Source organism: Aliiglaciecola litoralis (assembly GCF_039523355.1).
GTDB classification, from domain to species: domain Bacteria; phylum Pseudomonadota; class Gammaproteobacteria; order Enterobacterales; family Alteromonadaceae; genus Aliiglaciecola; species Aliiglaciecola litoralis.
Map to the genome: position 1 here is coordinate 401,867 of NZ_BAAAFD010000002.1, position 20,030 is coordinate 421,896.

The 20,030-nt window shown below is 45.0% G+C and carries 17 protein-coding genes and 1 pseudogene; 6 read left to right on the plus strand and 12 right to left on the minus strand.

Annotated elements, in window-relative coordinates; genetic code table 11:
• Positions 1–3 precede the first annotated feature (3 nt).
• Genes trmB through ABD036_RS05520 form a run of 3 tightly spaced genes read right to left on the minus strand, consistent with a single transcriptional unit; the run spans position 4 to position 2,396 of the window.
• Positions 4–693 carry a tRNA (guanine(46)-N(7))-methyltransferase TrmB gene (gene trmB, locus ABD036_RS05510; protein WP_343857332.1) on the minus strand — a complete coding sequence of 230 codons (690 nt, stop codon included), beginning with the start codon at positions 691–693 and terminating at the stop codon, positions 4–6.
• Positions 694–1,464 (minus strand): ABC transporter permease, encoded by a 771-nt coding sequence (locus ABD036_RS05515; protein WP_343857334.1) that lies wholly within the window; start codon positions 1,462–1,464, stop codon positions 694–696. It lies immediately after the preceding gene.
• On the minus strand, positions 1,464–2,396 hold the full coding sequence (locus tag ABD036_RS05520) for an ABC transporter ATP-binding protein (RefSeq protein WP_343857335.1): 933 nt from the start codon (positions 2,394–2,396) through the stop codon (positions 1,464–1,466). Before ABD036_RS05520 ends, ABD036_RS05515 begins: the two co-directional genes overlap by 1 nt.
• 236 nt (positions 2,397–2,632) lie before the next feature.
• On the opposite strand from ABD036_RS05520, the gene ABD036_RS05525 reads away from it, so the two are divergent.
• Positions 2,633–3,547, plus strand: coding sequence for a M14 family metallopeptidase (locus tag ABD036_RS05525; protein ID WP_343857336.1), 915 nt, complete (start codon positions 2,633–2,635; stop codon positions 3,545–3,547).
• 63 nt (positions 3,548–3,610) lie between these two features.
• Here the strand turns inward: ABD036_RS05525 and ABD036_RS05530 are convergent, their stop codons facing one another.
• Positions 3,611–3,829: a hypothetical protein gene (locus ABD036_RS05530; protein WP_343857338.1), complete on the minus strand. Its 219-nt coding sequence runs from the start codon at positions 3,827–3,829 to the stop codon at positions 3,611–3,613.
• A gap of 263 nt (positions 3,830–4,092) precedes the next feature.
• Here ABD036_RS05530 and ABD036_RS05535 point away from each other — a divergent pair, with 263 nt between their 5' ends.
• Complete coding sequence (locus ABD036_RS05535) at positions 4,093–5,643, plus strand: ArnT family glycosyltransferase (RefSeq protein ID WP_343857340.1); 1,551 nt, start codon at positions 4,093–4,095, stop codon at positions 5,641–5,643.
• A 70-nt stretch (positions 5,644–5,713) separates the two neighbouring features.
• Here the strand turns inward: ABD036_RS05535 and ABD036_RS05540 are convergent, their stop codons facing one another.
• The 4 genes from ABD036_RS05540 to pdsO all read right to left on the minus strand — a co-directional run bounded on the left by ABD036_RS05540 (position 5,714) and on the right by pdsO (position 10,735).
• Entirely contained in the window at positions 5,714–7,105 is a 1,392-nt protein-coding gene (locus ABD036_RS05540) for a right-handed parallel beta-helix repeat-containing protein (protein ID WP_343857342.1), read from the minus strand.
• Between the two features lie 141 nt (positions 7,106–7,246).
• Positions 7,247–7,864, minus strand: a complete 618-nt coding sequence (locus ABD036_RS05545; protein ID WP_425542545.1) for a class GN sortase — start codon at positions 7,862–7,864, stop codon at positions 7,247–7,249.
• Positions 7,834–9,990 carry a marine proteobacterial sortase target protein gene (locus ABD036_RS05550; RefSeq protein ID WP_343857344.1) on the minus strand — a complete coding sequence of 719 codons (2,157 nt, stop codon included), beginning with the start codon at positions 9,988–9,990 and terminating at the stop codon, positions 7,834–7,836. Before ABD036_RS05550 ends, ABD036_RS05545 begins: the two co-directional genes overlap by 31 nt.
• 10 nt (positions 9,991–10,000) lie before the next feature.
• Entirely contained in the window at positions 10,001–10,735 is a 735-nt protein-coding gene (gene pdsO / locus ABD036_RS05555) for a sortase-associated OmpA-like protein PdsO (RefSeq protein ID WP_343857346.1), read from the minus strand.
• Positions 10,736–10,971: 236 nt separating this feature from the next.
• Here pdsO and pdsR point away from each other — a divergent pair, with 236 nt between their 5' ends.
• Together pdsR and pdsS are read left to right on the plus strand one after the other, a co-directional pair.
• A complete protein-coding gene (gene pdsR / locus ABD036_RS05560; protein WP_343857349.1) occupies positions 10,972–11,664 on the plus strand; it encodes a proteobacterial dedicated sortase system response regulator in 693 nt (230 codons plus the stop codon).
• Between the two features lie 3 nt (positions 11,665–11,667).
• A pseudogene (gene pdsS / locus ABD036_RS05565) lies at positions 11,668–13,827 on the plus strand (proteobacterial dedicated sortase system histidine kinase).
• A gap of 31 nt (positions 13,828–13,858) precedes the next feature.
• Here the strand turns inward: pdsS and ABD036_RS05570 are convergent.
• The 4 genes from ABD036_RS05570 to ABD036_RS05585 all read right to left on the minus strand — a co-directional run bounded on the left by ABD036_RS05570 (position 13,859) and on the right by ABD036_RS05585 (position 17,231).
• Entirely contained in the window at positions 13,859–14,968 is a 1,110-nt protein-coding gene (locus tag ABD036_RS05570; RefSeq protein WP_343857352.1) for an MBL fold metallo-hydrolase, read from the minus strand.
• 118 nt (positions 14,969–15,086) lie between these two features.
• Positions 15,087–15,977, minus strand: coding sequence for a LysR substrate-binding domain-containing protein (locus ABD036_RS05575; RefSeq protein ID WP_343857355.1), 891 nt, complete (start codon positions 15,975–15,977; stop codon positions 15,087–15,089).
• An 82-nt stretch (positions 15,978–16,059) separates the two neighbouring features.
• Positions 16,060–16,761, minus strand: a complete 702-nt coding sequence (locus tag ABD036_RS05580) for a pirin family protein (RefSeq protein WP_343857358.1) — start codon at positions 16,759–16,761, stop codon at positions 16,060–16,062.
• 23 nt (positions 16,762–16,784) lie between these two features.
• Entirely contained in the window at positions 16,785–17,231 is a 447-nt protein-coding gene (locus ABD036_RS05585; protein WP_343857361.1) for a DoxX family protein, read from the minus strand.
• Between the two features lie 272 nt (positions 17,232–17,503).
• Here ABD036_RS05585 and ABD036_RS05590 point away from each other — a divergent pair, with 272 nt between their 5' ends.
• Positions 17,504–19,501 carry an alpha/beta hydrolase family protein gene (locus ABD036_RS05590; protein WP_343857364.1) on the plus strand — a complete coding sequence of 666 codons (1,998 nt, stop codon included), beginning with the start codon at positions 17,504–17,506 and terminating at the stop codon, positions 19,499–19,501.
• 98 nt (positions 19,502–19,599) lie between these two features.
• Positions 19,600–20,016 (plus strand): VOC family protein, encoded by a 417-nt coding sequence (locus ABD036_RS05595; protein WP_343857366.1) that lies wholly within the window; start codon positions 19,600–19,602, stop codon positions 20,014–20,016.
• The last annotated feature ends 14 nt before the right edge of the window (positions 20,017–20,030 follow it).

Consider the following 20,030-nt stretch of genomic DNA (forward strand, 5'->3'; position numbering starts at 1 on the left):
CGTTTAAAGATCACACACCACGCGCCAACTCCGTTGACCACTAGCCCAATACTTTCGCTCAAACGGAGTAAGTGCTTGCTCCGCCTGATAGTGTTGAATTGTCGCGTTCTTACCTGCAGTTTGCAGCGCCAATGCCATCTCTTGAATATAGATATCCCAGTTACTTCTGACTTCAAGTTCCCCCCCTAACGCAACAATATCTTTAAACGCAGCACAGGCGTGCCAACGTCTTTGCACATGCGCTGACTTAGGGTAAGGATTTGGATAGAGCAAAAAATGCTTTTCAAGACGCCAATTGTGTTGATTCGCCAGTCGCCAAAAATCATTTACATCAGCACGAATGACCTGATAATTGTCAGCCTGTTCTGAGTAGTGCGCGTGTTTTAAGGTGCGTACCTGCGACTTGTCGATACCGATAATCAGCGCCTCAGGATGCTGTGCCGCAATGTTTGCAGTGCTCTCACCGACGCCACAACAGGAATCTAAAATTAATGGTTTTTGACGATCAGGATCACGTTCGTTGAGCCACATAGTGACTTGCGTAAAGGCATCCAAGGTATGCTGATTAAACGGCTTTTGGCTGACATTGTTGAGATGTCGTCGCACCAGTTCAGGCACCTTTTCATGCGGCCCAAGCTGATTGGTCGTTATCGAGCGTGAATTGCCGCGGTGGCTAGTCTGTGAGTCACTCATTTAACTGCGAATACCCACGCCACGATTGATCAACTGATAAGCAATGGTAAACAACACCACATTAAAGCCTACCAACAAGCCTAGCGACACCATGTAGTTAACATCTGACACACCTAAGAAGCCATAGCGAAAGCCATTGACCATATACACTATGGGGTTGGCTTTGCTCACCCATTGCCAAAATTCAGGCAATAAGGTTAACGAGTAAAATACCCCACCTAGGTAAGTTAACGGAGTAAGCACAAAGGTCGGTACCAGAGAGATATCATCAAAGGTTTTGGCAAATACCGCATTGATAAGCCCCGCGGTAGCAAACAGTGACGAGGTGAGCAGTAAAGTGATGATAATAATGGCCAGATTGTGGATCTGAATGTCGACAAAAAACATCGACACACACGTCACTATGATGCCTATCAAAATGGCCCGCGCCACACCGCCTCCGACAAAGCCCAACACGATGATCCAATTCGGCACAGGGGCGATCAACAACTCTTCAATATTGCGCTGGAACTTGGCGCTGAAAAAGGACGAACTGACGTTAGCATAAGAGTTAGTGATCACCGACATCATGATGAGGCCTGGCACAATAAACTCCATGTATGAGAAGCCGCCCATTTCGCCAATTCGCTTGCCAATCAGGCTACCAAAAATGACGAAATACAATGACATGGTGATGGCAGGTGGCACTAATGTTTGCACCCAAATGCGTAAAAAGCGGGTACATTCTTTGATCCAAATGGTACGTAGTGCAGTGAAATTACGATTTGCCATTATGCTGCTCCTGCTTTTTTGTCTCTGCCTGACTCAACCATTCTGACAAACAACTCTTCCAACCGGTTTGCTTTGTTGCGCATACTCAGTACCGTCACCCCTTGCTCGGATAATTGTTTAAACACATCGTTTAAGCCCACGTCTTTGAGCACATCGACTTCCATCGTATGATCATTCAAATTACGAAACTCAAAGCCTGTCAGACTCGGCGGCTTACTTTGCACCGGTAGATCAAGCACAAAGGTTTCCATATTCAACTGCGACAATAACGCTTTCATACTGGTGTTCTCAACAATAATGCCTTTATCAATAATGGCAATATTGCGACATAACATTTCGGCTTCTTCAAGATAATGGGTAGTCAGAATAATGGTGATACCTTGCTGATTAATCTCTTTTAGGAAGGTCCACATTGAGCGCCTAATTTCAATATCGACCCCTGCTGTAGGCTCATCTAAGATCAACATTTTTGGCTCGTGCATCAGTGCTCGGGCAATCATTAAGCGGCGCTTCATACCACCGGATAACTCTCTTGCCGGTTGATCACGCTTTTCCCATAGATCCAATTGTTTGAGGTATTTTTCGGCCCGCTGCTTAGCGATATCACGCGGCACACCGTAATAGCCAGCTTGATTGATAACGATTTGCGCCAAGGTTTCAAATTGATTGAAATTGAATTCCTGCGGGACCAAGCCAATACAGGATTTGGCATCAACTAGCGCACTATCCAAAGAATGGCCAAATACCTTTACCTCACCGGATGACTTATTCACCAATGAGCTAACCACGCCAATTGTGGTCGATTTACCTGCTCCGTTGGGGCCGAGCAAAGCAAAGAAATCCCCCTCATTGACTTCAAGATCAATACCTTTCAAAGCTTGAGTACCGCCTTTGTAGGTTTTTGTCAGGCCGGAAATGTCCAAGGCTTTCATTCAATATCCTGTGCTAATGTTTGCAGTGTAAGTGGTATCATATGATGTCATTTTCGCATATTTCAAGCACGAAGGAAGGGAGAACTTGGTTAAACTAAGATAAGTTAAGATCCATTGTTGCCTAAACAGACGCTTTTACGCACAAAATCGAACTGAGTTTTGCCAGCTTCACCTTGCAATGGTAAGTTAGGCGGCTGTAAAACGAGGCTCGCATTTTCAAACTAAATGAGGAAAACATGACTGAAGCTGTCTATCCGATCGGTACACCTGGTCAACCATGGGGCGAGGCTGAAAAAGCCCAATGGCTAGCTAACCAAGACATTAAACGCTCTTACAAAGACCAGGTATTGGACAAAATAATGACCTTGCGCAGCGACTTAGAGCTGTTCCAATACGGTGCCTTGCCTTACGACGAAACTCGCTATCCGCTTTTTTGCATTCGCACTAAACAGTGGGATCCTAAGTTGCCCAATGTCATGGTAACTGGCGGTGTGCATGGCTATGAAACCAGCGGTGTGCAGGGCGCTATTCGCTTTGCTCAAACAGAGCTATCTCGGTATGAAGAACACTTTAATTTTATTGTCTTGCCCTGCATCAGCCCGTGGGGATACGAAACCATCAATCGTTGGAACCCACTTGCCATTGATCCGAATCGTTCTTTCTATGCGGATTCACCGGCGCCAGAAGCGGCCTTAGCCATGGCGTTTTTGCAGTCTTTAGATATAACTCTGTTAGCGCACTTTGACTTGCACGAAACCACCGATTCAGACAACTCAGAATTTCGCCCTGCACTGGCTGCCAGAGATGGCATAGAGAATCACAATTGGAATATTCCTGATGGGTTTTATGGAGTAGCAGATACCACTAATCCACAACCAGAATTCCAAAAAGCCATTATAGACTCGGTAGAAAAAGTCACCCATATCGCACCAGCCGATCCCGATGGCAAACTCATTGGTGTGGAATTGCAACAAAGAGGTGTGATCAATTACGATAAACGAAAATTATTCTTGTGCGGCGGATTCGCCGGTGGCGAGTATGTCACCACCACTGAAGTCTATCCTGACAGCCCACGGGCCGACGACGAAAACTGCACACTCGCACAAGTCGCCGCCATTACCGGTGGTTTGGATTATCTGCTAACTAAGTGAAAAAGAGGCCGGGTTGAATAGTTAGTATTTCAAGTCGGCTTTTTATCCTACAGGCTCGAAAATTTACTCCGCATTCTTGAAAGTGGGTGTACCTTTAAGTAATTCTAAAATACCGGAATTGTTGCTTAGTTCGGCTAACTCTATGAGGTAGTTTTTTTCGAGTTCTTGCATTGGTTGCTTAGTCAATAAGTCTTTTACCAACTGCTCTTCGCCATTTGCGATGGCCGTTTTCAATGCGGCGTAGTGCGCGATCCCCTGTTGATTTTGATCTTTAGCTCCCATAAAAAATACTCCTTTGTTGTTTGTCTATCTGGACATTGCTTGGGTTGAAGTCAAACAATAGCCGAGCTTAGTCACAATGCAAGCTTCTAGATAACCTGAACTCTGGATAGCAATTTCTATTGAATAGAATAAGACATGCTTTTATGCTTGTTAAATGCAAAGAACAGCGTGTTTGCTGATTTGGTCATACCCAATGTTTGTGAGTTAAAACTTAAGGCGATTGCTTAGGTCACGAATATATTCAATATAGGAGATTTGAACTGTTGACCCTGCTACCGCAAAAACGCGTTCTATCTAGCATCAATTTACCATCGGTGATTTACGCCATTCCTGTATTATTTGTCATACTGCTGGGCATTACATCGTTGTATTTCCCATTTGGACCTGATCAGGCTTCTATCTTCACAGGGGCGCTTAGCATTCGTGACGGCGGACAACTCTATGTCGATTATTGGGATAACAAGCAACCGGGGCTCTTTTGGTTCTATGCGATAGCGGGTTGGCTGTTTGGTTATAGTGAATTCGGCGTACACAGTTTAGAGCTGATTTGCTTGGTGGTACTGTCCTTAACCTTAGTATGGTTTCTGCGTTCGCAACTGCATGTCAAAATGTTAGCAGCCTTAGCCCCGTTAGCCTGTGTCGCTAGTTATTACGCCAGCGCCACTGAACTTGAATTGGCGCAACTGGAGATGCTCGTCAGTTTGCCAATAATGCTAGGCATTATATGTTTAGTTAAGGCCTATGAAACGGCTATAAACATCAGCTTATTGTGGTTTTTAAGTGGCATAATGGCCGGCGTGTTGGTTGCTTTCAAGCTGCTGTTAGGTGCGGTATTTATCGTGTTGTGGTTGTGGTGCATCTGGGTCGATTGTCGTACACGTATTACCTGGCAAAACACGATAAGTCTGCGACTGCTACCCGCAGGGTTAGGCGCACTGGTCGTTATCCTCCCCTTGTGCCTGTGGTTCTACACTCAAGGAACATTGTCACAATTTATATGGACTAGTTTTGTCTATCCCCCCTTGGCACTGCAAAGCTCACCCGCCGCGTCATACACGCGACTCGTGACAGCGTTGTTTTTCTTCACTGAGTTCACACTGCTATGGACACCCTTTGTTGCTTACGCTGTATTTAAATTTATCAAAGGCGTAAGAGATAAATTCATAGGCTTAGTCATTGCTTGGCTGTGTATTGCGATACTCTTATTCTTGGTGCAGAAATTTTCTTGGTACCATTACCACACCTTGCTGTTCTTTGTGCCGGTTGGATTGCTGGGGTTGATTGGCTTAGATTTACTGGTTAAAGACGTATTTCGCAACTTTACCAATACCCAGATCAATATCGCCGTCATGCTCTTCATCTTCTGTGCTGCTAGTTCAGTTTTTTCTCCCTTAATTCAACGTACAGAATTGCTGCTGCATCACTATTTTATTGGTAATCAAGGCGTAAAAGGTTATCAGAACGACGTGAGTGATATGTTTCAGCGTCAATGGCTCAGCGCACAATTTTTAAAAGAGCCATCGACTATCCAAGGCCCTATTTATGTGCTGGGAAATCCAATGATATATCAGTACTCGGGTAGAGAAATCCCGCACCCTATTGTTGGGTCGGCATGGGAGTTTTATCTCCCTGAACAAATCGATCACATTAGGTCAACGCTAATAAGCAAGCAAGTTCCCTATCTATTTGTCGGTGTGGAAGATTATAAAGTGTTTCGGCTCAATCTCAGCTTGAAATCGCTTATTGACGAACATTATAGGTTAATAAGCGTAGATAGCGCTGGTCGCTGGTATTTGAATAACGTTTACCAATAATCAATACCCTATGTAACCTGAACTCTGGTTAAGCCATTAGTTTATGCTATGAACAGACCAATTTATTGGTTCAAGGACAGCTTGCATTAGTTTGTAAGTTATCACTTACTATCAAATTAGTGCCTGTGATAGATATCTGGGTATTACTATTACAGGTGAGCAAATTGTTTTTTACGATACCATCTGTCAGTTTAGTGGCGTAGATGCCAAAACGGGTTGTAGCGTTAGATAGGGTAGGATCGTTACCCGCGGTGTTGCCGGTTACGATGGCGCCCTGTACTCCTTGTAAATAAATTCCAATAGAACTAGGCGCACTGCCGACCCCATTGTTGATCACGATATTACCGTTTATATGCACATCACTAACACTGCCGTCAGATTCACCCGAGCGGGTTTGAACGGTGATCCCTCTTGCTAGGTTTGAGCGTAGTTGATTGTTGGATATAGTCAGGTGCTTAATTGATCCTTTGGCCCAGATTGCGGCATCAGCATAGGATGCGCTGCGCACAGAATCTTCGATTATATTGGCGTCGAGAATGACTGAGTAATTGCCGGCATCGGTGTCGAGATCACCGTGCAAGACGATGGCACTGAAGCGGGTTTCGCTGATTAAGTTGTTGGCAATGATCACACTGCGAGAACCTATTTGGATGTTATCTGGATCGACTCCTTTGATATCAAAACCAACGCCTTCGGTGGTTTTCACAATATTGTCTGAAATCACCAGCTTTTGGCCACTCCAAAAACTGTCGATGGCATCTTGAGTATCAGTAACATTCACGCCGTTACCAATATCGATGAACTGATTATTAGATATGATCACATAACCGTTATTCTCACGCAGTCGAATGGCATCTCGCAAGGTACGGCTGATTATATTGTTACTAATGGTGATATTACTGACCGAGTGTAAAAATAGTGGCCTGACATAGCCATCAAAGGTATTACTTTGGATAATGATATTACTGGCTGGTATGAAGTAAGGTTGGCCCCCTACGGCGCTATCAACGGCAGCACAAACGGCACTATAGGTTTGTCCAACAAAATGGTTAGACTCGATTTTTACATGCTGGCTACCCTCTGCCAAATGAATGTCGCAATTAGGCTGTCCTGACACTGTCTGTGGTGCAAAAGTAAGATCTTTAATCTGTACATTATTACCTGTCACCTTTAGGGCGTATTCACTGCTACTGGCTTTGCATATGGTGCCCAAGCCGAACAAAGACTCATCATCTTTAAGTTCTAGCTGATCAACACGCCAGGTTTCACCGGCAGGAATACTGGCCACTTTTTGCGCATCTAAAATACTGCGCAAATAGGCACTTTGATCTGGCAAAGTATCACATTGAGACTGGGCGACTAAGGAGGTAAACAGGCTTAATGTAGTAACAATAAAAATAAATAGCGGCCGGTAAAGCCATTGAACATAATGAATTAGTGACGACAGATTCTGAATTTTCATGGGATACCGATTCCTTGGTTTTATTATTCCCGTCACCATTCGGTATTGCGAGTGGCAGGATTGGATTAAAATACACTCGTACAGCGAGGGTAAAATTTACACCAGTATTAGACTAAAGTCTAATACTGGTTTTTTGGCAAATTAACCAGTGTTCGGCTTAATTAGTTGGGCACGCACTACGAAACGCAGCTCTGGATTGGGGTCAACTCCGTTAAAGGGATAACAAGTGATTAAGGTGAGTAAGTCTTCATTACCACTAGCGGTGAGTTCCATTTGACTTTGATGGGCAATCCTTGTCTCTAACACTTGGTATTGCATCTGTTGATGCGTCGTTTCCACATCTATTACATCGCCTACACGCACCTGTTCAAGCACCGCGAAGTGGGTATCGCGGTGACCTGAAATTACGACATTTCCAGATTCACCGGGCAGTGGCGTGGCGCTCATATGACCGGGACCAAAGGCCAGTACTCGACCTGACGCTCCCGCCAAAACATAGTAGCTTTCTCCCGCAATACTGAGCTTTGCCACCGGATGGGTGTCTGCCCATGACCAAGGCGAAATTGGCTGGTCAGTTTGAATGGATTCACGCCAGGCACTTGCAATTAAGTATTGTGCTAACGTCGCCTTGGCGTGGATATAACCACTTGCGACAAACAAATAAAGGCTTGCCCCAATCAATAAACTGGCCCACTTGTATCGCCACACTGACCCAAGCAATCTGAGCCTCAGCGGTTTCGGGTGAAAATGACCGTACATAGGCCGATACTCATCAGTAGTAACGCCATCCAAAACTGCAGCTGGGCTGGCGTAGCCGTTTGCGGCAAGGTGCCGTTTAATTTCCCTTTGGGAGTGTGATTATTGACTTGCACATCTTGGCTCTTTTGCAATGCTGAGGGGGTTTTGTCTACCGCCACTAAACTGGTCATTGAGCTTACGAGGTGATGCGCCATAGCAACATCCTCAATTTGCTGATTTACACTCTGGATATCTTTACCAAGTACCTTGTCTATGTCTAACTGGGCAATTTTACGCCTTGCCCACAGCACGTCTAATCCCGTTTGAGAGCCAGAGTGTTGCAGTGACATGGTCTTTTGCCAATACTGGTTTTTAAGCGTGCCTGATGCGGTTAAACGGTCGAAGGCAGTGGCAGATTTATAGCTGATCATCAGCGGCTCGCCTTTATATAAATCAGGCAAATTTCGCGGATACACTTGCACTGATTGCGGAAAATTAAGACTCAGATCAGCTAAAATCGGGTGAGTAAGTTTGCTAAACAACTCCTGCATTTTGTCCTGTACCGAGTCAACCGATCCGATGTAGGTAAAACTACCTTTGCCCATACGGGCTGCCTCACTCATAAAAAAACTATTGGGCGCCGAACCAATGCCGACGGTAAATAACCGGCTGTGTTGCAGATTGTCATGAATATAACCAAACAATTGGCTTTCGTTGCCCACCGAGCCATCGGTAATAAACACCACTTGGCGTATTTTTTCTGATTGTGGGTTTTGCTGCCCTAAGGCTAATTGCAAAGCGGATAGTATTTCCGTGCCACCATCAGCCAAAAGGCCTCTGATATACCCTATCGCTTGTTGCTTATTCGTTAGCGACGCCGTGCGCGGTGCCTGCCACATGGTTGTCGCTTGTGAATCAAAGTCGACCAAATTGAACGAGTCTGTGACGGGCAAGTTGTCTACCGCATAGATCAACGCTTGTTTGGCCTGTTGCATAGACTCGCCAGCCATTGAACCTGAGGTATCTATGACAAAGATGACTTCTCTGGGCAAAATCACAGCATCGTTCTGTTTATCAGGTGGCATCATCATCACCATGCCGTAGTGGCCATTGACAGTGGATTGCGTGAAGTGAGCTGCAAGGGGATTGTGATCCGCCTTCGGTTGCCAGCTCAGGACAAAGTCCTGATTGGCGATCATCGATTGTTGTAAGCTTATCTCGTATCTACCTGATGCTATTTCTTTGCTGTAAATAGGATGAAATTCACTCTCTATTGTCTCTAAGTCAAAACCACTATTGAGCGTAATATTTAGGGCAACCTTGTGCTTGGGCGTCGAATAATTTGATTTAGAATCGATAGGCAAGTCAGCAGAGTCCGATTCGGATTGATGCTTGTCATTATTAAGTGCTGCTATCTCACCGTAACTCGGTTGTGTGATACCCCAGCCGGAGTCATCTATGGTGATCTCATTCGGTTCGCCGATCGCCGGTAGATAGCGTTTGGTAATGGTGGTGGGAAATCGCAAACTGAACCTATTGTTACTAAACTCGACCGCTTGCTGATATTCAATGGTAACCTGAATTCGCTCACCCGGGCCGATATTCGCCACCGAGTTTTTAAACAGGTTGGGCCGTTGCTGTTCCAACAAACTGGCTTTTTTGCCATCTCGTTTAGCTTGTTGGTAAATGGCGTTGGCTTTTTGTTTAGGGTGGATCTCGCCGACAATACGCCTTTTACCAATGTGCATTTCAAGATGATCCACTGCGGCATTTTCCGGTAACGGAAACACGTATATGCCATTGAGCCATTGATCGCTAGTATTGGTAAATGCTTGGGTCACTCTGGCTCGGGCGATTAATCCCGTAATTGTCATGTCAACCTGAGTATCAAGTAGTGGCGCTAATTGGTAATCTGCTTGGCCGCTAGCTTGTAAAAAGAAGCTACCTTGCTCAACATCGTGATAATCACTGACGTGCACTGGATGACGATTAACGCTTGTAGATTGATAAGACACATCAATCTTAAAGGTCGATTGCTGACTCGCTTCAGCTTGGCTGTCTTTAGACAATAACGGCGCTGCATATTGCAACGCCCAAATCAAAAACAACAACGACAGCACAACCACAAAACGTAGGTGCTTTTTCACAACGACTCTCCTACAAGTTTGACGCAGTCATGGATTGCTGGCCTTGTGAAACACGCACCAACACACGACGGTCAAAGAAAAAGTCTTCGCGGTTTTGTTGTGCTGACACAGGTTGTGTCTCACCATATGACGATGTAAGTACTTGCTTACTATTGACACCCTGAGCAACCAAGTACTCTTTCACGTTAAGTGCGCGTTGCTGGGATAGCACCTGATTATAAGCGTCATCTCCGCGGCTATCGGCGTAACCGGATAAAGTCACCACCCATTGTGGATTATTCTTCAGCCCGTTAGCGACAAGATCTAATTGCGGTTTAAAATGCTCTTCTATGTTGTGAGATGCCGTTCTAAACAACACATGAGATTCGATTTCTTGCATGACTCGCTCAATCTCTTGATCCATAGCAACCAGTTGGATCTGATTTTGCTGTTTTGCTTGTTCGTACTGGCGTTGTAATGCGGCTAATTGAGAGTCCTGACGCTGGAGCTGAGATTGGGTGCTTGCCAATTCCTTTTTACTGATTTGCAGTGCATGTTCATCATTAACGTCATCGGCAATCAAAACGCCAATAATACCGCCGATCATCGCTCCAAGTGGACCACCAACCAAGGCACCCGCAGTGGCTCCTGAGCTGAGGCCAATAATTTCATTGTTTTTTTGTTGGTCATCGCGCTGGGCAGTAAAGGCACTGGTTGAAAGAGTAATGGCAATGGCGGTAAGTGGCAGTAAAATACGTTTCTTCATGGTTTATCTCCGAATGTGTTTATTATTTTGTAAAGCGAAAGTCGTTGTGGCGTTTCGCTTGAATGATATTTAAACGTCAATTTATGTCCGTTTTTGGCTGCAAAAATGGCAATCTTGTGAGCAAATGTGGCGAAAATATGGAAATTGCAGTTGAACGTCGAAAAGTCCATTGGTTGGCGAAAAAATTAAGATATAGTTGAGTCATCAACAGCAGACAGATAAGAGAAGTAAATACTGTGTCAAAGCGCATCGCCATTGTGGAAGATGATCCGGCCATTCGTGACAACTACGCATCGGCATTACAAAAGCAAGGTTATGAGGTGGTTAGTTATGCCACGCGGCAAGACGCAGAAGCGGCCTTTTCTCAGCGCCTACCGGATCTTGCGGTGGTCGATATTGGCTTGAATGACGAAATTGATGGCGGCTTTTTGGTTTGTCAGCAGTTGCGCTCGTTGTCAAAAACCATTCCCATTATTTTCTTTACCGCTCGTGATAATGACTATGACACTATCTGCGGCTTGCGTATGGGAGCAGATGACTACTTGACCAAAGACATCAGTTTACCGCACTTGTTGGCTCGTATTGCGGCCTTGTTTCGTCGAACCGAACTATTAAATCAACCACAGAACCCTACCGATTTAATACATACAGGCTGGCTAAAGATGGACGCAAATCGCATGACCGTTAGCTGGAATGACAAGTCCATTGAATTAACCGTCACCGAGTTTTGGATGTTACACGCCATTGCAAAATATGCTGGCCACGTAAAAAGTCGTCAGCAACTGATGGACGAATCAAAGATGGTGGTCGACGACACCACTATCACCTCCCATATCAAACGGATCCGCAAAAAATTTGTTGAATTAGATCCCAACTTCGATCGTATCGAAACTGTGTATGGTATGGGTTATCGCTGGAAATCGGCGTAAGTTATGTATCGTTTTCGGTTCGGGATCCGCTCAAAGCTGCTTCTACTGTCATTGTTCTTGTTCACCATTCCTTGGCTGGGCTATCAATATGTGTGGGAGCTGGAGAGTTACCTGCGTATTGGCCAAGAACAAACTATGGAAGGTACCGCCAGAGCGGTCGCTACGGCTCTGCATGAACGACCGACCTTGTTTGATAGTCAATCCTCCTATTTGCAAGATGTAAAACCCGGTACGGATTTGTACGCTCACAGAATTATTGACCCGATACGGTTAGACGGAAGACTCGATGACTGGGCAGATTATGCTGAACTGAGACTTGCATACGCCGAAATGCAATTGATTGAGCAGAGCACCGCTTACCAGCCCGCTAGTTTGCAATTTGAACATATGGTGGGCCAGTATAATCAGTACTTGTACGCCATGTTCAAAGTGCAAGACGAGACTTTGGTATTTAGACCCGAAAACAGTTTGCGTGTGGACAGAAATGATCATTTATTGATTGCGGTCACCGATCCCGCCGGCCACTTTAGACGCTACATAGTAGCGCCACAAGGTTCTGGATAGGTAAATGCTTACTTACTAGATGAGAACCCAGAATCTTACCGTCCCGTGTCTTTAGAGACCGCGATCCAGGGAAACTGGCAACAAACTGACAGCGGCTATAATATCGAGTTACGCTTTCCACTGCAGATCATGTCGAGCAAAATCGCGTTTGCGATTGTCGATGTGGATGATGCCAGTAGCGGCGCGAAAAAGTTTGTGATCGGCACCGCCAACCCGAATAGATCAGACGCCTTAGGCACAGTTCTGGTGCCGTCACCTGAGATTGAAAAAATCCTCAAAGGACTGAAATATTCCAACGCCAGAGTATGGGTGGTGGATAAACACATGCGCGTGTTGGCTCGCTCTGGCAACATCCAAGACGCCACAGGCGTTCGCACTAAACCGGCGGTGGCTAAACGTGACACCCTTTGGCAACGAATAGAGCAAGATTGGCTATTTCCGCTGTACTACCAAATTCTAACCAAACCACCAGCCGATTTTGTTGATGAGCTAAAAGATGCATATGCCTTGCAAGGGAAGGATTTAGCTGACGCCTTAGCAGGCGAAGCCAGTTCACAGTGGCGACTATCACCCGACAAAAAAGCCGTGGTGATCTCTGCCGCACATCCAATCTTCATCGATGATACTGTGATGGGGGCGGTGGTAGTAGAACAGACAACTCACGGAATTCGCACACTCAGAAATCAAGCGTTGGAGCAATTATTTCACCTTATCATTGCGGTCGTGTTTTTAGGCACTGCGGCACTATTTTTATTTGCTTCGCGGATCTCTTTTAAGATCCGAAAACTACGTAATGAAACAGAATCAGCCATTGATGATAGTGGCAAGATCCTCGGCAATATTCCGCGCTCACAAAGCAAAGACGAAATTGGCGATCTATCGCGCACCTTCCACAGCGTGTTGGACAAATTACAGCAGTACAACAGTTACCTCGAAAACATGAGCGCTCGGCTTTCTCACGAGCTGCGTACTCCAGTGGCCATTGTGAAATCATCGTTAGAAAACTTAGCATTGGAACAAAACGCTGAAAACAATGAAATTGACAAACAGCAATATATTGAGCGAGCGAATTCAGGTATTCACCGACTGAGTAAAATTCTCAGTAACATGAGTGAAGCCACTCGTTTAGAGCAAGCCATTCAGTATAGCGAGCGCGAGAACTTTGATATAAGCGCAGTGCTAATTGGATGTACCGAAGGGTATCAAGCCGCTTACCCAACGCACACCTTCAGTTTGGAATTGGCAGAGATACAAAGAACTCTCAACGGCTCGCCCGAGCTGTTTGCCCAAATGCTCGATAAAATTGTTACCAATGCAGTAGAGTTCAGTCCGCCTCAGGGCGATATTGCGATTCGATTGTTAGAAAAAAACGGGCGCGCACAAGTGGTCGTTTCAAATACCGGTCCTATGCTTCCAGATAATATGCATGAGCAATTACTCGATTCGATGGTGTCAGTGCGTGAGCATCATAACCAGCAAGGAACGCATTTGGGCTTAGGGTTATACATCGCTAAAATCATCGCCGAATATCACAAAGCCAAACTTCTTATTAGCAACCGTGCGGATAACAAGGGCGTCGACGTCACGCTGATATTCTAATGTTGAGGCGGCTCGTCACAGTCCATACACACTAAAACTGCACCTGCTCCCCCTCGTTTAAGATATACAAAGGGGTTTTGGTGTCCAGTTGCTTAACCATATGGAGTAGCCGCTGTAATGCCGAATGGGAGCTGAGATCGCCCATCTTCCAACTGGCATTGCCGTAGCCCCATGGGATCATCACTTTACAATTCAACTCATCCGCCGCCACAAGAGCATCTTCGGGTGTAGTGTGCACATAGCGATACCAATCGCCTTGTTCCGAATGAAAGTAAGATGCAATGGGGATTAAACACACATCCATGTCACCATATTGTTTTTGGATATCTTTGAAGTGCTGTGAATAACCTGTATCACCGGCGTAAAATATGCGCTTCCCTTTATGTTCTAGCACCCAACCACCCCACAAGGTTTTATCGTTGTCTTCGTAAAGCTTTGGCACCCAAATTCGGCTGCTGAAATGATGTGCAGGCACAAAGTGCAGTGTGACCTCATTCACCTTTTCGCTGGCATACCATGCCATCTCATTTATACGATATTCATCATTAGGGAAATGATCGGCAAAGTTTAGCGGTACAAAATAAGTAGGCGAATTACCGATGCGCTCGATATCCGATTTATTGAAATGATCATAATGAATATGTGAATACAGTATGGCGTCCAGTTGCTGCTCCTGCGCAGTACTTAGCCAATTAGGTTCGTTGCGATTGAATCCGCTATCGATTCGAAATGCCCAATTGACGGGCCAATCAAATTGCTGGCTAACCGGATCAATCAAAAATGAGCTGCCATCTGGGCTTTGAATATAGAAACTAGCATGTCCTAACCATTGTATGGTAAATCCACTATCGATAGTGGGCACAACTTGTTCACCTTCAAACTGGCAATTATCGGCTGGGGAATCTGTTTGGCAGAGGAGTTCATTCGTAATTGGATAACAGTTTTCACTGCAAGTGACGGGATAGCTTTTTTTGCCTGGGTAAAGGTTCGCAAAACGCTGATGACCGTCATCATTATTATCTTTATATTTTATAATCGAGTCCGTCGCCTCGATACGTTGCACCTGATTGTTATTGGCACATCCTTTGATGGCGACCAAGCCAACTACTAAAACAAGAATTTTAAAAAAAAGAGTTTTCATCGCCACACTTTACTTCGACTTTTGTTGCGCTAATGATACGTGTTAACGCCTCCTTCAAAACAGGTTTGTTTGTAAGAAAGTTTGTATTCTTGGCAACATCTAACACCTGACTCAGGGGTCATAACCAAGATTGCTGTTTACACCGCTCAACAAACCAAGCCAATGCCTTACCTGATTTACCTTTATGCCAAGCCATATAAATCGGCATTGGTGGGCGATGCAATGACGTAGACTTTACCACCAGCTCTCCGTTTCGCAATTGATCTTTAATCAAATGCAGTGGCAGAAAGCCTACTCCTAATCCAGCTTGCTGCGCGAGCAATTTGGCTGCCATAGTTTGTACTCGAATGGTTTGTTTACTGTGAAATATACCACTGCTGCGTTGCGGTAACGTACGAGCACTGTCAGCCACCACGATGGAAGGGTATTGGCTTATTTCTTGGCCCTCGATCACGCCAACATAATCCGCCAATGGATGATCTTTAGCTACCGCGAACACAAATTCTAATTCACCAATTTGATGCACGTCGTATTGTCCTTTGGGTAACTCTCCCGTTACACCAATTGCCACATCACAGCGCTGAGTGTGCAGCGCATCCCAGCCACCACCTAGCGCCTCTTCGAGTAGTTGCACTTCAACTTGTTTACCTAAGGTACAAAAGCGTTGAATAATGTCGAAAACGGGTTGGTCTTTGATGATGGTATCTTTAGCAATTACCAAATTCGTTTCCCAGCCAGATTCTACCTGCTTAACCTTTTGCTCAAGCAGTTGAGCGGCACGTAGCAAAGCTTCCCCTTCTTGCAATAGAATGTTGCCCGCCTGTGTCAACTTAGCTCTTTGTCCTTTACGATCGAAAAGCGCCACCCCCAAATCACTTTCCAACTTTTGCACAGTATAGGTAAGTGCCGACGGCACTTTAAAAAGCGATTTCGCGGCTTCAGAGAAACTGCCTTTGAGGTGAATCGCCTCAATCACTCTTAATGCCTCTAACGTGATCCCGTGGTGCATTCAGCATCTTTCCTTCTTGATAATTTTCTTAACAACTATTTCAACAGTCATAAGGCCAGCATGAAGCTGGCCTTACACCTAACTAAGCGGGCAAATCAAATAGTAATGCCATGCTAGTGTCGCTTTCAGATGGGTTGTGGATCACCAAGCTTGATTCCAGCTCAATCTTCGCTCCGTCACCACAGGTAAGTAAGTGCTTATTTAACGTATTACTGCCTTCGACTTGATGCACATAGTATTTTCTGTTTGCATCAAGCGTAACTTCCATCGATTCACCTAGGTGCAGCACCAATTGGCTAATAGTGGCATCTTGCTTGATGCTAAGCGTACCATTATCGCCATTAGGCGTGATTATAGGAGTCAAGCCAGCATGGTTGCCAAAGTCTTTTTGCTGATAACCGGGATCACCGCCAAACGCATTAGGCTGGATCCAAATTTGCAAAAATCGCAACGCTTGTGTTTTTGAGCCGTTATATTCACTATGCAGCACTCCTCGTCCAGCTGACATCAGCTGAAATTCACCTTTAGGCAATGACTGCACGTTACCCATACTGTCTTTGTGCTCAAGCGCACCTTGGATAACAAAGCTGATGATTTCCATGTCTTTATGGCCATGGGTTCCAAAGCCCGCGCCAGGGGCTACGCTATCATCATTGAGCACCCGTAAAGCGGAAAACCCCATGTGCGCACTGTCGTAATAAGCGCCAAAGGAAAACGAATGCTTGCTATCAAGCCAACCAAAGTTGGCAACGCCGCGATCTTGAGCCTTGCGAAGCGTGATCATAACGATGCCTCTTGTGCGCGATGTTAAGCTAATTTTTTCGCTATCGCACTATCCAGCGAAACCTTGCCTGCGCCGCTGAAAAACAAAGATACAGAGGCGGCAAGCAGCGCTAAACCAAATTCATACCCCCCATTGGACATAAAAAACCCATTTTGAAAGTGCACAGCAAAAATGGCGACTAACATAGTAATGGCTAACACCAATGCCGAAGGGCGCGTTAACAATCCCAATAAGATAAATAGACCGCCGAAAAACTCGCCTGCTCCTGCTAATAACGCCATCAAATAGCCTGGCTCTAACCCAATGGAAGCCATAAACTGTCCCGTACCTTCTAAACCGTAGCCGCCAAATGAACCGAATAGCTTTTGCGCTCCATGGGCAATAAATATCATGCCAACAGGAACGCGAAGAGCCAAAGCGCCAAAACCTGATTCAGTGTTAAATATTTTTGTTAATAGTGCTGCATTCATTACCTTACCCTCAATGTTAGTTTAATTATTCTGAAAAAACCAAGCGCCATATAGTTAGCGTTTGAAATGAGTATAAGCATTACCAAACAAAACAAAATCGGAATATTTTGAATTTTTAATTCAATATTTTTGAATACACCCCTAATACTCAATCATGAGGCATATGAGCATGTGATTTTGGGACATTTTCGTGCAATTCTGAGACAAAATTTGTAGCAGCAAGGTAAAAAAGGTATTTTTGTTTGGATTAGTCGTATTTGAAGGGATGCTTTATGTTTAAATTTACCGGTACTTTGTTCGCACTTATTTTCATTTTCTCGCCCAACTTGCACGCCTCCAAACTAACGCTTCAAGATTTTTTGGCCAAACCCGGGATGATCTCTGCCTCTATTTCGCCTAATGGTAAATATGTAGCAACCGTTTGGAACATCGAAGATAACCGAACGGTGATGGTTTACGATCTCGATGCCAACAAAATAATCACCAAATTTGGCGACAACATTATTCGCCCATTTGGCGTAACTTGGGCAAACGACAAACGCATTTTGGTGAAATTGTTAGTTCCCTACAAAACCTCTCAAGTTAGACGTGATGCGCGTAGTAAAGACGACTTTGATATTGACGATTACTTTATGTTTGGTCGCATCGTTTCCACCGATATTTCAGGCGAAGGCTTAGTTGAGTTAATGAACGACGAGCGCACCGCTAAGCGCAATGTCAATTTGTCACGCATACCGCATTACCTACCCGACGATAAAGATCATATTTTGATGTCATCAAAGCGCAGAGAGCGCCTAGCACTTTTCAAAGTTAATGTGAATGACGGCGAATCTGAGTTGGTCATTACCGGTGGCAAGAACACGATTGATTACCTGATTGATGAGAATGGCAAGGTACTTTATCGATACGATTATAAACGTATTGCTAAGGTGCTTGAAATTTTTGCGTTGAGCGATGGACAAGAATGGGAATTAGTTGAGGAATTTTATTTTGACGAAGAGGATCAAGAGAAGAATGAAATCAAGTTAGAGGATCTAGTTGGGCTCTATAATGGCAAACTTGTATACCGCAAGATGAATGAGGAGAGTGGCTTTCATGAACTCATTACCCTTGACGGAGAGACTACGGAAGTGTTGGTAAGCGTCCCCAATAGGGATGTAGTAGGCGTTATCACCGATGGCATAAATTCAGAAGTCATAGGGTATCGAACCCTTGGTGATGTGTATCGCTCTTATTATTTTGATGAAAAATTGCAATCTCGATACACGGCCGCCGCGAAATATTTCGAAGGTGAAAATTTCGCCTTCCGCAGTATCGATGAAAAAGAACAACGGGCGGTCGTGATCTCTTCAGGAAGCAATAATCCGTTTACCTACCACACCTACGATTTGGTCAACGATAAAATGCAAACTCTCAACTACCCCTATACGTCTTTGCCAATGGACAAGTTAGCTGCGGGGATCAAAATTCAATACCCCACTCGTGATAAGCAAATACTCAATGGCTACATTCTACTTCCGCCTGAATTTGATGGCAGTCAGGCAATGCCGCTCGTCGTCATGCCCCATGGCGGCCCGCATGCCCGTGATTATCTAGGGTATGACAAGTACGCACAGTTTATTGCTACCCGCGGTTATATCGTCATGCAACCCAACTTCCGCGGCTCTACAGGTTATGGAAAACAGTTTGAAGAAGCTGGCTACAAGCAATGGGGCGGTATCATGCAAGAAGACTTAGAAGATGTGGTGACATTCTTGGTCAGCGAAGGCTTAGTGGATAAAAAACGAGTGTGTATTGTTGGCGCCTCGTACGGTGGTTATGCCGCATTAATGGGTGCCGTAAAAACCCCTGATATGTTCAGATGTGCCATTAGTATCAGTGGCGTATCTCATCTACCCGAGCAAGTTGAATTCGATCTGGATAAATACGACTCAGAGAGGTTTCACAACTACATTAAAGACAGTATCGGCGACCCAGAAAAAGACATGCCGATGTTAGTTGCCAAGTCACCTGCATTGCAAGCTGACAAAATCAATATTCCCGTACTGCTGATACACGGTGACGACGATGACATTGTGCCACTAGAACAATCGGAAATGATGTTTGATGCACTCGACGATAGAAAAAAGTGGGTGCGGATGATCACCCTTAAAGAAACCGGTCACAACACGCTGTATTACAAACAAGATATTGAGGACGTTTTTACGGAAACCGAAGCCTTTTTAAGTGACTTTCTACCCGTTAATAGTGCCGCTAAACAGGCAAACTAGTCACGACTAAATTGTGATGATGTTTTGTATTCGCACTATGCTGTTGACGTATTTGCAATCGTATTTAATCACTTTAGATAATTGGAAGGAACAATACTATGAAGCCGAGGATCAGCATGATCACCTTAGGTGTGGCAAACATGGCCAAGGCCATTGACTTCTACCAAAATGGCTTGGGATTTCCACGACACGGTGAAGGCGAACAAGTGGCATTTTTCAACCTGAACGGGAGTTGGTTGGGGCTATATCCAAAAGACGCATTGGCTGAAGATGCAATGGTGGACAGCAACGCCAGCGGATTCAATGCATTTTCGCTGGCCCACAACGTGGGATCAGAAGCTGAAGTTGAGCAGGTAATCCAACAGGCGATAAATGCCGGAGCAACGGTGACCAAAACACCCCGCCCCACTGATTGGGGAGGTTACAGCGGTTATTTTAAAGACCCTGATGGGCATCTATGGGAAGTTGCTCACAACCCGCACTTTTGGATTGGACCAGAAGATACTCCAAAATAGTTCAATAATTCTAC

Bases quoted from the DNA above. Each gene is read 5' to 3' on its own strand.
- ABD036_RS05540 (WP_343857342.1), bottom strand. From the start codon at position 7,105: ATGAAAATTCAGAATCTGTCGTCACTAATTCATTATGTTCAATGGCTT.
- ABD036_RS05530 (WP_343857338.1), bottom strand. From the start codon at position 3,829: ATGGGAGCTAAAGATCAAAATCAACAGGGGATCGCGCACTACGCCGCA.
- ABD036_RS05585 (WP_343857361.1), bottom strand. From the start codon at position 17,231: ATGAATGCAGCACTATTAACAAAAATATTTAACACTGAATCAGGTTTT.
- ABD036_RS05570 (WP_343857352.1), bottom strand. From the start codon at position 14,968: ATGAAAACTCTTTTTTTTAAAATTCTTGTTTTAGTAGTTGGCTTGGTC.
- trmB (WP_343857332.1), bottom strand. From the start codon at position 693: ATGAGTGACTCACAGACTAGCCACCGCGGCAATTCACGCTCGATAACG.
- ABD036_RS05590 (WP_343857364.1), top strand. From the start codon at position 17,504: ATGTTTAAATTTACCGGTACTTTGTTCGCACTTATTTTCATTTTCTCG.
- ABD036_RS05580 (WP_343857358.1), bottom strand. From the start codon at position 16,761: ATGATCACGCTTCGCAAGGCTCAAGATCGCGGCGTTGCCAACTTTGGT.
- ABD036_RS05595 (WP_343857366.1), top strand. From the start codon at position 19,600: ATGAAGCCGAGGATCAGCATGATCACCTTAGGTGTGGCAAACATGGCC.
- ABD036_RS05520 (WP_343857335.1), bottom strand. From the start codon at position 2,396: ATGAAAGCCTTGGACATTTCCGGCCTGACAAAAACCTACAAAGGCGGT.
- ABD036_RS05545 (WP_425542545.1), bottom strand. From the start codon at position 7,864: ATGTACGGTCATTTTCACCCGAAACCGCTGAGGCTCAGATTGCTTGGG.
- pdsO (WP_343857346.1), bottom strand. From the start codon at position 10,735: ATGAAGAAACGTATTTTACTGCCACTTACCGCCATTGCCATTACTCTT.
- ABD036_RS05575 (WP_343857355.1), bottom strand. From the start codon at position 15,977: ATGCACCACGGGATCACGTTAGAGGCATTAAGAGTGATTGAGGCGATT.
- ABD036_RS05525 (WP_343857336.1), top strand. From the start codon at position 2,633: ATGACTGAAGCTGTCTATCCGATCGGTACACCTGGTCAACCATGGGGC.
- ABD036_RS05515 (WP_343857334.1), bottom strand. From the start codon at position 1,464: ATGGCAAATCGTAATTTCACTGCACTACGTACCATTTGGATCAAAGAA.